At 44.1% G+C, this 13,486-nt stretch carries 13 protein-coding genes, 1 tRNA gene and 1 other annotated feature; of the genes, 3 read left to right on the plus strand and 11 right to left on the minus strand.

Going from position 1 to position 13,486, the window contains the following annotated elements; translation table 11 throughout:
- Nucleotides 1-165: 165 nt before the first annotated feature.
- The 8 genes from ddcA to ilvB all read right to left on the minus strand — a co-directional run bounded on the left by ddcA (nt 166) and on the right by ilvB (nt 9,321).
- Entirely contained in the window at nt 166-1,170 is a 1,005-nt protein-coding gene (gene ddcA / locus KXZ66_RS14570; RefSeq protein WP_101502156.1) for a DNA damage checkpoint antagonist DdcA, read from the minus strand.
- A gap of 118 nt (nt 1,171-1,288) precedes the next feature.
- A complete protein-coding gene (gene leuD / locus KXZ66_RS14575; protein ID WP_021480251.1) occupies nt 1,289-1,888 on the minus strand; it encodes a 3-isopropylmalate dehydratase small subunit in 600 nt (199 codons plus the stop codon).
- Between the two features lie 12 nt (nt 1,889-1,900).
- Nucleotides 1,901-3,319: a 3-isopropylmalate dehydratase large subunit gene (gene leuC / locus KXZ66_RS14580; RefSeq protein WP_003229604.1), complete on the minus strand. Its 1,419-nt coding sequence runs from the start codon at nt 3,317-3,319 to the stop codon at nt 1,901-1,903.
- 49 nt (nt 3,320-3,368) lie between these two features.
- The gene (leuB, locus tag KXZ66_RS14585; RefSeq protein ID WP_014477570.1) at nt 3,369-4,466 is read right to left on the minus strand and encodes a 3-isopropylmalate dehydrogenase; all 1,098 of its coding nucleotides are present in this window, start codon (nt 4,464-4,466) and stop codon (nt 3,369-3,371) included.
- Between the two features lie 20 nt (nt 4,467-4,486).
- Nucleotides 4,487-6,043 (minus strand): 2-isopropylmalate synthase, encoded by a 1,557-nt coding sequence (locus KXZ66_RS14590; RefSeq protein WP_038427818.1) that lies wholly within the window; start codon nt 6,041-6,043, stop codon nt 4,487-4,489.
- Nucleotides 6,030-7,058 (minus strand): ketol-acid reductoisomerase, encoded by a 1,029-nt coding sequence (gene ilvC / locus KXZ66_RS14595; RefSeq protein WP_003222549.1) that lies wholly within the window; start codon nt 7,056-7,058, stop codon nt 6,030-6,032. Before ilvC ends, KXZ66_RS14590 begins: the two co-directional genes overlap by 14 nt.
- Nucleotides 7,059-7,081: 23 nt before the next feature.
- Entirely contained in the window at nt 7,082-7,600 is a 519-nt protein-coding gene (gene ilvN / locus KXZ66_RS14600; protein WP_004399096.1) for an acetolactate synthase small subunit, read from the minus strand.
- The gene (ilvB, locus tag KXZ66_RS14605; protein ID WP_015251528.1) at nt 7,597-9,321 is read right to left on the minus strand and encodes an acetolactate synthase large subunit; all 1,725 of its coding nucleotides are present in this window, start codon (nt 9,319-9,321) and stop codon (nt 7,597-7,599) included. Before ilvB ends, ilvN begins: the two co-directional genes overlap by 4 nt.
- A gap of 121 nt (nt 9,322-9,442) precedes the next feature.
- Nucleotides 9,443-9,687: a binding site (T-box leader), on the minus strand.
- Between the two features lie 445 nt (nt 9,688-10,132).
- Between ilvB and cotQ the strand changes: the two genes are divergently transcribed.
- From cotQ to KXZ66_RS14620, 3 genes are all read left to right on the plus strand, one after another.
- On the plus strand, nt 10,133-10,468 hold the full coding sequence (cotQ, locus tag KXZ66_RS14610) for an inner spore coat protein CotQ (protein ID WP_151870123.1): 336 nt from the start codon (nt 10,133-10,135) through the stop codon (nt 10,466-10,468).
- 157 nt (nt 10,469-10,625) lie between these two features.
- Nucleotides 10,626-11,081, plus strand: a complete 456-nt coding sequence (locus KXZ66_RS14615) for a GNAT family N-acetyltransferase (protein ID WP_021480259.1) — start codon at nt 10,626-10,628, stop codon at nt 11,079-11,081.
- A gap of 183 nt (nt 11,082-11,264) precedes the next feature.
- A complete protein-coding gene (locus KXZ66_RS14620; protein ID WP_021480260.1) occupies nt 11,265-12,086 on the plus strand; it encodes a YsnF/AvaK domain-containing protein in 822 nt (273 codons plus the stop codon).
- A gap of 63 nt (nt 12,087-12,149) precedes the next feature.
- Here the strand turns inward: KXZ66_RS14620 and KXZ66_RS14625 are convergent.
- The 3 genes from KXZ66_RS14625 to KXZ66_RS14635 form a co-directional block, all read right to left on the minus strand.
- A tRNA-Arg gene (locus tag KXZ66_RS14625) sits at nt 12,150-12,223 on the minus strand.
- Between the two features lie 129 nt (nt 12,224-12,352).
- A complete protein-coding gene (locus KXZ66_RS14630) occupies nt 12,353-12,862 on the minus strand; it encodes a metallophosphoesterase (protein ID WP_017697219.1) in 510 nt (169 codons plus the stop codon).
- A 15-nt stretch (nt 12,863-12,877) separates the two neighbouring features.
- On the minus strand, nt 12,878-13,474 hold the full coding sequence (locus tag KXZ66_RS14635; protein WP_077671535.1) for an XTP/dITP diphosphatase: 597 nt from the start codon (nt 13,472-13,474) through the stop codon (nt 12,878-12,880).
- Nucleotides 13,475-13,486 lie beyond the last annotated feature (12 nt).

Consider the following 13,486-nt stretch of genomic DNA (forward strand, 5'->3'; position numbering starts at 1 on the left):
CTTCGTCCAACAAAAACAAAGCTGCCAAAGATCAGAATCATTATGTATAGATGTTAATAATGAACTGCAAAGCCTGTCCAACCGTATTTCTTATAACCCGTTATACACAAATACAACCACTATATTATAACATAACACATAGCGCTTTCAACTATATGGCGCGATTTACAAATAAGAAATTTCTTCAATATCTTTTAACATTGTGCAAGCTTCATCGAGTTCTCTGTCTGTAAATTCATACATCATATGAAGTTCTTCGCTTTCAATTTCAATCCCGTGCATCTCGTAACCGACTTTATGCAGGGCAGCCGCCCAAAGGTCAGCCGACAGCAATTTCGGCTGGAACGGATATAAAACGTATAAATGTCTTCTCCACAATTCTTCTACTGCCGCATATAAGGTTGGATTTTCATTTCCAAGTGTCTCATCCAGCACCCTGAGAACACGGTGCAGGATCGGGGCGGCATCAGGCGAGACAATCTCAGAAGGTTCAATAGTCAACGACTCGCCAAATTTGCTAATGTGCACAGGCTTACTGTACTCATGCTCAGCCAACAGCATGACAATCATCGTTTTGATAATCGGATGGGCTGAGGGATCTTGGAGGATTGTTTTGAGCAATCCTGTATACTTTGCTACGTTACGGTCTTTTAAGGAATGAATGAGATTCATTTGCTCCTCAGGGCTTGCCAGCACTTTCTCGGTGTCAATTGTATCCTCATATTCTTCAGCCCAAGCCTCATCCTCACGATCCGGATCAGTCATTTTCCGGCTGAAATCCAGCAGCTTATAAAATTGCTCGGCGCTTTCTGCCGGCAGCTGATTTTCTTCCAAAACGGCTTCAATGGTGCTTTTGACTTCTTCGTATTGTTTGAGCTGAATTAAGATGGTCATGTACACCTGCAAAACCGTAAAATAATGGCCATAACCTTCTTTGAGCATCTTCTCGCACACGCTTTTTGCCTCTTCCAGCTCGCCCAGCTCTAAAAAGCAGATGGCCATCCCTAAGTGAAGATCGGATTCAGTATCATCATATTTCATCGCTTCTGAAAACAGTTCAAGCGCTTCTTGATACTTTTTTTCCTTTAGTGATGACATCCCTTTTTCCACAAGGCGGTCTTTCAGATGAGGAAAAGGAATAATTTTTGCGTTCTTCTTGTCATGCGTCATACCTATATTCCTTTCAGGCATTTATTTTGTTCAAGTGTATCAACACCTGTGAACAAACACAAGAAATGAAAGGTTTCACCAGGCAAAAAAAGCCGCCGGACAAATACCGGCTGCTTTTTCAGGCTTGAAGCCAAGAGCTTCTTTGTGATTCAAAATGCTTTATTTCATCTTCCAGCAGCAGCGTTAATGAAATTTCATCATATCCGTTGATCAGCATCTCTTTCCAATGCGGGTCAACTTCAAATGAAATTTGATTGCCTTCACTGTCATGAATCAGCTGATTTTCAAGGTCAACAGTCATTTGCAATGACTTGTTTTCATACTGGCCGACAAGCTGTTTCCAATTGTCATATGGCATGCGGATCGGAAGCATGCCGTTTTTAAAGCAGTTCTGATGAAAAATATCAGCAAATGACGGCGCAATGATAATTTTAAACCCATAATCATCAAGTGCCCACGGAGCGTGTTCACGCGATGACCCGCAGCCGAAGTTTTCTCCTGCTATTAAAATGGAAGCTCCTTGATAAACAGGCTGGTTTAATTCAAATTCAGGGTTCGGTTCACCATTCGCATCATATCTCCAGTCAAAGAATGCAAAACGCCCGTAGCCTGTTCTTTCAATCCTCTTCAAAAATTGCTTAGGAATAATCTGGTCTGTATCCACATTGATCCGATTTAATACGGCCGCTTTCCCCGTATGTGATTTCAAAGGTTCCATCTCGCGCACTCCTTACACAACTGTTTTTTCCTGATAAAACTTTCTGACATCAACGAAGTGTCCGTGAATGGCAGCCATCGCAGCCATTGCCGGGCTGACGAGATGTGTTCTTGCACCTTTTCCTTGTCTGCCCTCAAAGTTGCGGTTAGAGGTTGATGCACAGCGCTCTCCCTCAGGAACAACATCATTATTCATACTCAAACACATGCTGCAGCCTGACTCTCTCCATTCAAATCCAGCTTCCAAGAAAATTTGGTCAAGCCCTTCTTTTTCAGCCTGAAGCTTCACGCTTTGGGATCCGGGCACGACGATGGCCCTTACACTGTCAGCTACCTTCTTCCCTTTGATCATGTCAGCAGCCTGTCGAAGGTCAGTCATGCGGGAATTTGTGCAGGAACCGATAAATACGTGCTCCACTTTAATGTCTTCAATTTTTTGATGAGGAGTAAGTCCCATATATTCATAAGCGCGAATCGCTTCTTTTTTGTCATCTTCTGCAGAAAAGCTTTCCGGCGCAGGAACTTCAGAATCGACAGGAAGAACCATTCCCGGGTTAATGCCCCATGTCACCATAGGGGAAATTTTGTTGCCGTCAAGGACAATAGATTTATCGTAAACAGCGCCCGGGTCTGTGCGCAGCGCCTTCCATTCCTCTACGGCCTTGTCAAATTCTTCGCCTTTTGGCGTGTACTTGCGATTTTTGCAATATTCAAACGTCACCTCGTCAGGTGCAATCAAACCTGCTCTTGCTCCTGCTTCAATTGACATGTTACAAACGGTCATTCGTTCATCCATCGTCATATTTCTGAATACTTCCCCAGTGTATTCAATGACGTAGCCTGTGCCGAATTTCACACCGTATTTGCCGATGACAGCAAGGATGACATCCTTTGCCGTTACCCCTTTTTGAAGCGTTCCATCTACGCGCACTTCAAGTGTTTTTGGACGCTGCTGCCAAAGTGTCTGTGTGGAAAGGACATGTTCAACCTCACTCGTCCCGATTCCAAATGCAAGAGCGCCGAAAGCGCCATGTGTTGATGTATGACTGTCCCCGCACACAATCGTTTTCCCTGGAAGCGTTAAGCCTAGTTCAGGTCCGACGACATGGACAATCCCTTGATCCACACTGTGAAGATCGGCAAGGCGCACGCCAAATTCCTCACAGTTTCTTTCAAGCGCCGTTACCTGGCGTTTCGCAACTTCATCCTTTATCTCAAAACGATTGACAGTCGGGATGTTGTGGTCCATTGTCGCAAATGTGTTTTGGGGTCTTCTGACCTTTCTTCCCTTTTGTCTCAAGCCTTCAAATGCCTGAGGAGACGTCACCTCATGAATGAGGTGCAAATCAATATAGAGAAGATCCGGCTTTCCCTCACCATGTTTTACAATATGCTGATCCCAAATCTTTTCGATGATTGTTCGAGGCATCATCTTTTATTTCCTCCCTCTACCTAGAGCTAAGACCGCTTAACGTAAGCTGTCACACATTAGAAATTGTATTTTCACTCATGATTGCTGCCTTAACTTCCTCTGTAATGGCCTGAGTGCTGCTGAACTCTTCACCCCGTGCCAAATCTTTTGTTCTTTTTCCGGAAGCCAAGACTTTGTTTACCGCATCTTCTACAGCTTTCGCTTCCTCTTCAAGCCCGAAAGATGTTCTCAAAAGCATTGCCGCTGACAATATGGCTGCGAACGGATTTGCCATCCCTTTACCGGCAATATCAGGCGCGGAGCCATGAACAGGTTCAAACAGATGAAGGCCAGAGCTTGATAGGCTGGCTGACGGGAGCATTCCGAGCGAGCCTGTAAGCATGGACGCTTCATCGCTTAAAATATCACCGAACATATTTTCAGTCACCACGACATCAAATTGATTCGGTGCATAAATTAGCTGCATGGCCGCGTTATCCACAAGCATGTGCTCAAGCTTCACATCAGGAAACTCTTGTGCAACGTCCTCAGCCACTTCACGCCACAGCCGGCTTGATTCAAGAACATTCGCTTTATCTACAGAGGTCACTTTGCCTTTTCTGGCTGCCGCCATTTTGAAGCCCTCTCTGATCACTCGTTCAATTTCCGTTCGCTTATAAAACAGTGTATCTACTGCTTCCTGCTCACCTTCAGTGTTTACATAGCGTTTGCTCGGCTGGCCGAAATACAAGCCGCCTGTGAGCTCACGAACGATAACGAAATCAACATTATCTATATATTCTTTTTTCAAAGGCGAAGCGTCAGAAAGGCTTTCAAATACCTTCACAGGCCGCAAATTCGCAAACAAATCAAGCTGTTTTCTGATGCTGAGCAGCCCTTTTTCCGGTCTCAGTTCCGAAGGATTTTGATCCCATTTCGGTCCGCCGACAGCGCCAAGCAATATCGCGTCTGCATTTTTACAAGCAGCAACGGTTTCCTCCGGGAGGGGGTTATGATGTTCATCAATAGCCGCCCCTCCAATCAGGCCATATTCAAATTCAAATTCATGGTTAAAGCGTTCGGCAACACTTTTCAGTACGTCTGTCGCTGATTCTAATACTTCAGGGCCGATCCCGTCTCCGGGCAATAGAGCAATACGTTTCTTCAAGTTAACCGTTCTCCTTTCTTTTATGATCCGACAGCTGTGTGGTTTTTCAACCCACTCATATTCGACTGGAAAACCAATTGACGGTTTACTGCGTTCAAATAAGCTTTCGCTGATGCTTCTAATACGTCTTGCGCTATGCCCCGCCCTGCTGATTCTTTTCCGTTCACCAAAACTCTTACATACACCTGGGCAAATGCATCTTCGCCTTTTCTGTTAGACTGAATGCGGTAGTCTAAGAGCTCTACGTCCTTATCGATGCAGCGCTCAAGCGTATTGTAGATTGCTTCCACGCTTCCAGCTCCAGTTGCAGCTTCCTGAATAAGCTCTGCGTTTTCTTGATTTTTCAACGAAAGAGTAGCCGTAGGGACCTGACTTGTTCCGTAATGTACTTGAAGAGAAAGAAATTCATACCCAATCTTGCGATCTGTTACTTTTTCTTCTAAAATAAGAGAAACAAGATCCTCATCAGTGATTTCTTTTTTCTTCTCAGTCAACTCTTTGAACATCGTAAAGAATTTATTAATCTCTTCACTGTCAAATTGGAATCCTAAAGCAGTCAGCCGGTCTTTAAATGCGTGGCGTCCGGAATGTTTACCTAGGACAAGCGCATCTGCGGTTACACCGACAAGCTCCGGTGAAATAATTTCATAAGTCGATTTTTCTTTTAAAAAGCCGTCCTGATGGATGCCTGATTCATGAGCAAATGCATTATCTCCAACAACCGCTTTGTTGCGCGGGACAGCCATGCCTGTCAGTTTGCTTACTAAATCACTTGTTCTCTTAATCTCGTTCAGAGTAATACCTGTTTCGACTTGGTAGAAATCTTTTCTGGTATGGAGGGCTACGGCAATTTCCTCTAATGCCGCGTTTCCGGCTCTTTCACCGATCCCGTTCACAGCGCATTCGATTTGATCAGCGCCATTTTCAATCGCAGCAAGAGAGTTTGCGACTGCCATTCCTAAATCATCATGACAGTGGGCTGAAAGCTTTGCTTTGTGAATGTTCGGAACGTTTTCCTTCATATATCTAAAGATATTTCCGTATTCCGCCGGAGCCAGGTAGCCGACAGTGTCCGGAAGATTGATAACACTGGCGCCTGCGTCAATCACTTTTTCGACGATTTCTGCTAGAAACGGCAGTTCAGTGCGGCAGGCATCTTCAGCTGACCATTGCACAATCGGAAAACGTTCTTTTGCGTATTTCACCATTTCAACCGCTCTTTCAATGACTTGCTCACGTGTCATTTTCAGCTTGTGCTTCAAATGAATGTCCGATGTGGCGATAAATACATGAATTCTTGGTTGAGCGCCATCCTTTAACGCTTCCCAAGCAGCATCAATATCACCTTTTACACAACGGGCCAGACCAGTTACTGAACAATTTTTAATGGTTCTTGCGATTTCCTGAACAGCTAAAAAGTCACCTCGGGACGAAGCGGGAAATCCCGCTTCAATGATATCTGCCCCGAGTCTTTCGAGCTGCTTAGCTATGGCAAGTTTCTCCTGTGTATTCAAGTTCACTCCAGGGGACTGTTCACCATCACGAAGCGTCGTATCGAAAAAATTAATTTTGCGCAACGGAGACCACCGCTTCCTTCTTCTTGCCTTGTTTCACAAACGGCATCATTTCACGAAGCTTTCTTCCCACTACTTCGATTTGATGTTCGTTCTCGCTTGCATTGATAGCGTTGAAACGAGGACGGTTTACTTGGTTTTCGACGATCCACTCTTTTGCGAATGTACCGTTTTGGATATCTTTTAATACTTCTTTCATAGATTCTTTTACTTTAGCGTCCACAACGCGAGGACCTGATACGAAATCTCCCCACTGTGCTGTGTCAGAGATTGAATATCTCATTCCTGCAAGTCCTTCTTCGTACATAAGGTCTACGATTAATTTCAGCTCATGAAGGCACTCGAAGTATGCAAGTTCAGGCTGATAACCTGCTTCAGTTAATGTTTCAAATCCGGCTTTGACAAGCGCGCTTAATCCGCCGCAAAGAACTGCTTGCTCACCGAACAAATCTGTTTCTGTTTCTTCTTTAAATGTCGTTTCTAATACGCCCGCTCTTGCGCCGCCGATTCCTTTTGCATATGCGAGGGCTTTGTCTCTTGCTTCTCCAGTCACATCTTGATAGATTGCGAACAATGCAGGTACGCCAGCTCCTTGCTCATATGTTCTTCTTACCAAGTGTCCCGGTCCTTTAGGCGCCACTAAGAATACATCTACATCCGCCGGAGGAACAATTTGATGGAAATGAACGTTAAATCCATGAGCAAATACTAATGATTTTCCTGCTGTCAATTCATCTTTGATTTCAGCTTCGTAAACTTTTTGCTGCTGCTCATCCGGAAGCAGAACCATGATGATTTCGGCTTGGGCTGCCGCTTCTTTTACTGAAAATACTTTATGTCCGTCTTCTTGGGCTTGAGTGAAAGATTTTCCTTGTCTAACACCGACGATCACGTCTACTCCGCTTTCTTTAAGGTTCAGGGCATGTGCGTGGCCTTGCGAACCGTACCCGATAACCGCTACTGTTTTTCCAGCCAATACGTTCTCTTTGATATCACCGTTATAATATACTTTTACCATTTTAATCTCTCCCTTGTTATGTTTTATACAATAGATATTGTTTTATTGGATGACGCCTTTTGCTGGGTTCCCCTCGCAAAAGCCGTTGTACCTGTTCTCGCGATTTCTTTAATGCCATAAGGTTTTAATAACTCAATAAGCGCTTCAATTTTGTTAGATTCACCCGTCACCTGAACAACGATGCTGTCTCTGCTGACATCAACGACAGAGGCTCTAAACGGTTCTATGATTCCATTAATCTCTGTTCTCGTTGAAGGCGCGGAGACAACCTTGATTAAGGCCAGCTCCCTCTGGACAATCGATTGATTTGTGATGTCTGTGACTTTCAGCACATCAATCTGTTTGTTGAGCTGTTTCGTTAACTGTTCAACATCATTTTCTCCTTCAACATGAACGACGAAGGTGATTCTGGAAACGCCGGCTGTTTCTGTGTGTCCAACTGTAATGCTTTCAATGTTGTAATGCCTTTTTGTGAATAGACCGGTGATCCGGTTTAACACCCCGGAGCGGTTCACCACAGTCAATGTGATAATTCTTTTCAAGGTTTCACCCCCACCATTTCATGCAGCCCTTTCCCCGGAGCCACCATCGGGAATACTTTTTCTTCGCTGGCAACCCGCACGTCAATGACAACAGGTTCCCTTGATGTTAATGCCTCTTCCAGCTTTTCCTTTGCTTCCGCTTCTGATGAAATTCTGATGCCTTTAATGCCGTATGCTTCGGACAATTTAACGAAGTCAGGCTGAGAAGCGAATTTAGATTCTGAATAACGTTCTTCATAGAAAATTTCCTGCCACTGTCTGACCATTCCGAGACAAGCGTTATTTAAAATCACTACCTTGACCGGAAGATTTAATTCGCGAATAACATCGAGTTCTTGAAGCGTCATTTGGAATCCGCCGTCTCCGACAACCGCGACAACAGTAGCATCTTTTTCGGCCAGCTGTGCGCCGATCGCCGCCGGAAGACCGAATCCCATCGTTCCAAGTCCGCCTGACGTGACCCATTTATCTGCTTTTTGGAACGGATAAAATTGCGCTGACCACATTTGATGCTGGCCTACATCTGTTGCGACAATGGCCTCTCCTTTTGTAAATTGATGAATATATTCAATCAATTTCTGAGGTTTAAAACCTTCTTCTTCATTATCTACATACCAGAGCGGATACTCTTCTTTCCATTCGGCGAGCTGTTTTTTCCATTCGCTTGAATCGCTTTGTTTGCCGTCTTGTTTGATCAGCTCCTGCAGGACAATTTTGCTGTCTCCGACTACAGGAATCTGTGTTTTCATGATTTTTCCGATTTCAGCTGGATCAATATCGATGTGAGCAATCTTTGCGTTTCTGGCAAAGTGTTTCAGGTTTCCTGTGACACGGTCATCAAAACGGGCGCCGATACTGATTAATAGATCACATTCATGAAGGGCCATATTGGCTGTATAAGTACCGTGCATCCCCGCCATCCCTAGGAAAAGCGGATGGTCAGCCGGGAAGCCTCCGAGTCCCAAAAGGGTGTGTGCCACAGGGATTTGCTGCTGTTCAGCATAATTTTTTAATTCTTCTGACGCTTTTCCGTGCAGTACGCCCGCACCCGCCAGGATCACCGGTTTTTTCGCACTGCTCACGGCTTCCACAAGCTTGCGGATCTGCAAATAATTCGGCTCTGTTGTCGGCTGGTATCCCGGGAGATTCATCTCATGATCGTAGCTGAATTCTCCTTCAATTGTTGCTACATCTTTCGGAATATCAATCAATACAGGTCCGGGTCTTCCAGTTGTTGCAATATGGAACGCTTCTTTAATGATGCGCGGCAGATCTTCCGGCTGGCGAACCTGGTAGCTGTGTTTTGTTACTGGCATCGTAATCCCTAAAATGTCTGCTTCCTGAAATGCATCGCTCCCGATTACAGAGGTTGCTACCTGCCCTGTAAAGACAACTAACGGCAATGAATCAATCATGGCATCAGCAAGGCCTGTAACAAGGTTTGTCGCTCCCGGCCCTGACGTGGCAATGACGACACCCGGTTTTCCGGAGACTCTTGCGTATCCCTCCGCTGCATGAATTGCTCCTTGTTCGTGACGGGGAAGGATATGTACCAACCCTGAATTGTATAGCTTATCGTAAATCGGAAGCACAGCCCCGCCCGGATAACCGAAGATCATTTCTACTTTCTCTTTTTTTAATGATTCAATCAGCATTAATGCTCCGCTCATCGTCTGTGTACATTTGGCAGATGCTGAATCCACCTGTACATTAGTCCCCATTTTAGTTCCTCCTTTTGGATTTTCATCCTTTAAAGATCATCTTTTCATTAGCTAGATAGCTGATTATTCAATAAAAAAAGCCCTTCCGCCCACAATCAGCCGCGCAGTAACTGCGATAGCTAAAAGGGGCGAAAAGGCTTTTCTTTCCGCGGTACCACCCTTGTTTACGGCCTTAGTTGGCCGTCTCATGGATATTTCTATCCGCTTTAGTAACGAGTGAATCAAGTTCACCCGGCCAAGTCCTACTGTCATTTCAGACTGGCACTCTGAGGCGAGTTCACCTTGTAAAGCTTCGCCGGTTCTCAGCTAACCCGGTTCTCTGTGGAAAGCTTTTTCAAGGCTACTTATCCTCATCTGCGCTTTTCATATTCAGCCTTCGGAACGGCTTTCCAGCTGTTCAAGAAGGTCGTTTGTTTTTCATTTTTTTAGAATCATACTGCGATGATTTTCGCTTGTGAAGCTTGCGTTTATCTTTTGTTGAACTCATATTACGCCGCTTTGGACGCAGTGTCAACAGCATTTTTTAAAATTATTAGACAATTTTGATTAATCAATCTATATTGTATACGCTTTCATTATTGGTACAAAAGGAATTGCAAATGTTAAAAGTTTTTATAATTTTTTTATTAATCTATCAAGAATACACCAGAATTATTTAATTTTATATAAACATGTAAGATTTTATAACACGCTATGGTTCGTATATGGATTGAGTCTGACAGATCATCTGCAATCCATTTCAATTTCGGATAGGCACCCCTATTATTCCCCGGCATACATTAATGGTATCTTGCAAAGAAAAGGTGATACGATGAATAAATCATTAGCAGACATGCAAGGATTCCCTGCAGGCTTTCCAAGCTTCCAGAGCTTTCCGCAGCATCATTATCCTGCTGTCCCTTCCTTTTACCAGCAAAGCCATCAGCCATTTGGAGGCTACGGATACGGACAGCCGTTCAGCCAGGCATATAGCCCGTTAACCACTCCCTCTGCTATGTACTCCTCTTATCCATACACTTCAGATTTTTTCGGGCAGCAATTTTCAGGCACTGGCTTCAGCGGCCATAGCGGCGGGTTCAGTATTCCGGCGACACATGTCGGCGGTTTTAGCGGAACAGCCGGTGTGCATGGAGGCTTTAGATATTAAAGAAAACTGCAAGGGCCGAACACGATTTCGGCCTCTTTTTTTGCTTTCAAGCATCTTTTGCAACTCATACATTTCTTCAAAACTGACAGATTTTCTGCCTTTATAGTTGGGTTCAGGAGGAAATATGATTAAGATGAATGTTTGAGGAGGTATAAAATTGCATATAAAAATAGACGATTTAACTGAACGTCAGGTGGTCTCACTTGTAAATGAGCATTTACATAGCATGACGCTTATGTCCCCACCAGAAAGCATTCATGCCTTAGGTTTAGAGAAACTAAGAGGCCCTGGAATAACATTTTGGAGTGCATGGGAGGGTGATGAACTAGCCGGTTGCGGAGCACTAAAAGAACTGGACAGCCGGCACGGAGAAATCAAATCAATGCGAACATCTGCATCACATTTAAGAAAAGGCGTTGCCAAACAAGTTCTCCAGCATATCATTGAAGAAGCTGGAAAGCGAGGCTATGAGCGGTTAAGCTTAGAAACGGGTTCAATGGCTTCATTTGAGCCGGCAAGAAAGTTGTATGAAAGCTTCGGTTTTCAGTACTGTGAACCGTTTGCAGACTATGTTGAAGATCCAAACAGTGTGTTTATGACGAAGGAATTGTGAGACGGCTTTATAAGGATAGATAAGTACAGAGGAAGGTCTGTCTTATCTATCTTTTTTTATATTCACACATTTTTCACCTTTATGATACACGCCAATGTTTTCAATTTTGTTTAATTCAAAGAACAGCGGGAATTACAAACGACATGAACGATATCATGCAAATTCATAAAGGAGGAGATTGATATGAAAAGCATAGTTGGTGTATACGATACCCCGCAGGAAACCATCGCAGCGATTGAAGGCTTACTCACAAAAGGCTATGATTCTGATGACATTTCTGTTGTGACAAGCCGGCGAGATACAGATTATTTGGAGTCACGTACAGGAACAGAAGTCAATCAAGCCATCGATGCACATCAGGACGAATCTGAATCTTTTTTCGATAAACTGAAAGATTATTTCACAATGGATGATACTGCTACACACAGCAAAGCATTATCCGACTTGGATATTAAAACTGATGAAATAGACAAGTATCAAGAAGATTTGGATGACGGAAAACTTCTGGTAGCCGTTGATACAGATGCAGATGTAATTGCTCCTATTGATAACGGCAATGCCCTTTCAGGCGGCTTTTCAAGCACAAATGAATTGGATTATACAACGAAAGAAGAAAAAACGATGCCGCTCCGGGAAGAACAGCTGAAAGTCGATAAGGAAGACGTTCAAACCGGCGAAGTAGAAATAGGAAAAGAAGTGAAAACAGAAAAAAGAGATATGGACATCCCGGTGAGACACGATGAAATTTATGTCGAACGCCGTCCAGTGGATGAAAATAAAACGGACGCTGCTCCCGTCAACGATTCGGAAGAGATCAGAGTTCCAATCGTTGAGGAAAAGCTTGAAGTGACTAAAAAACCGGTTGTCACTGATGAAGTGGTTGTCGGCAAACGCACTGTTGAAGAAAATGAACATATTTCTGAAACTGTGAAAAAAGAAGAACCTCGTCTGAATAAAGAAGGAAAAGTTGACGGCTTGGATGATGATACGTTAAATAACAAATAAAAATCATAAGACGACAACAAAAAACCTCAAATCCTAAATGGATTTGAGGTTTTTCTTTTGGTACGTCCCAGGAGAGATTCGAACTCCCGACCGACGGCTTAGAAGGCCGTTGCTCTATCCAGCTGAGCTACTGGGACACGTTTTGTTTTTTGTTTTTCGCTTTAACTATCAGCGACAAGATTTATTATATATGGGATGCAATAATAAGTCAACGGTTTTTTAGAATTTTTTTCATGAGGAAGAAAATTTTCTTCCTCATGACATTTTCATAGTGTGACTCGATTTTGCAGATCCTCAATTTCATTGCCTGCTTGGTCGTAAAAACGGACTGACGCAGCATCATTTTCTAATGTCAGTATAGCATAGCTTTCTGTCCTGCGCACCCTCGGAAGCCGGATGCTGCCTGGGTTAATCATCAGTTTTCCGCGCAGCACTTCGCTGCCCGCGATGTGCGAATGCCCGAAGCAGATAACATCCGCTCCGAGCTCCTCTGCACGATAGTATACGTTTAACAAGGTCTGTTTTATACCGTGAAGGTGGCCGTGTGTGACCAGTATTTTTCTTGAGCCGGCAGTCAGAAGAAGCTCGTCCTTAAAATCGCCGGCAAAATCGCAATTGCCTTTTACAACCGCATAAGGCTCCAATGCAGGATGCCTCGTTTCAAGCTCAGAGTCCCCGCAATGAATCATGAGATCAACTTCTGCCTCATGCCGTTTCGCAATGGTTTGGAGTTCTTCTTCAAGCCCATGGCTGTCACTGATAATCAGCACGTTCATGTACAAGCTTCCTCCTTATGCCTCCAAAAGCTTAGACAGCTTTTTAAGCGCGTCAGCCCTATGGCTGATTTTATTTTTTTCATCACTTGTCAGTTCAGCCATTGTCTTATCTTTATCTTTCACGATAAAAATTGGGTCATAGCCAAAGCCATATTCTCCTCTCGGTTCTTCAGCAATATACCCTTCAACATGGCCTTCGACTGTTTTTGTTCCCTCTCCGGGAATACTCACGGCCAGTGCGCAGCGGAAACGGGCGGTGCGCTGTTCTTTTTCGATACCTTTCAGCTCGCTGAGCACTTTTTCGATATTTGCCTGGTCGTCTTTCTGTTCCCCTGCATAGCGGGCTGAATAAACCCCGGGTCTGCCGCCAAGATTATCGATGGATAGACCGGAGTCGTCCGCAATCACCATTTTGTTCACTGCTTTGGCAACAGCTTCCGCTTTCAGAATGGCATTTTCTTCAAATGTATGGCCTGTTTCTTCAATTTCTTCTGTGAATCCAATTTCAGCTAAAGATTTGACATCATAGCCTCTTGGCTCAAGAATTTCTTTGAATTCCTTCACTTTTCCCGGATTATGTGTTGCAATAATTGCTTCTTTCATGATGATCAAGCCTTTCTGTCT

Origin of the sequence: Bacillus sp. LJBS17 (assembly GCF_019334685.1) — a bacterium.
GTDB classification, from domain to species: domain Bacteria; phylum Bacillota; class Bacilli; order Bacillales; family Bacillaceae; genus Bacillus; species Bacillus subtilis.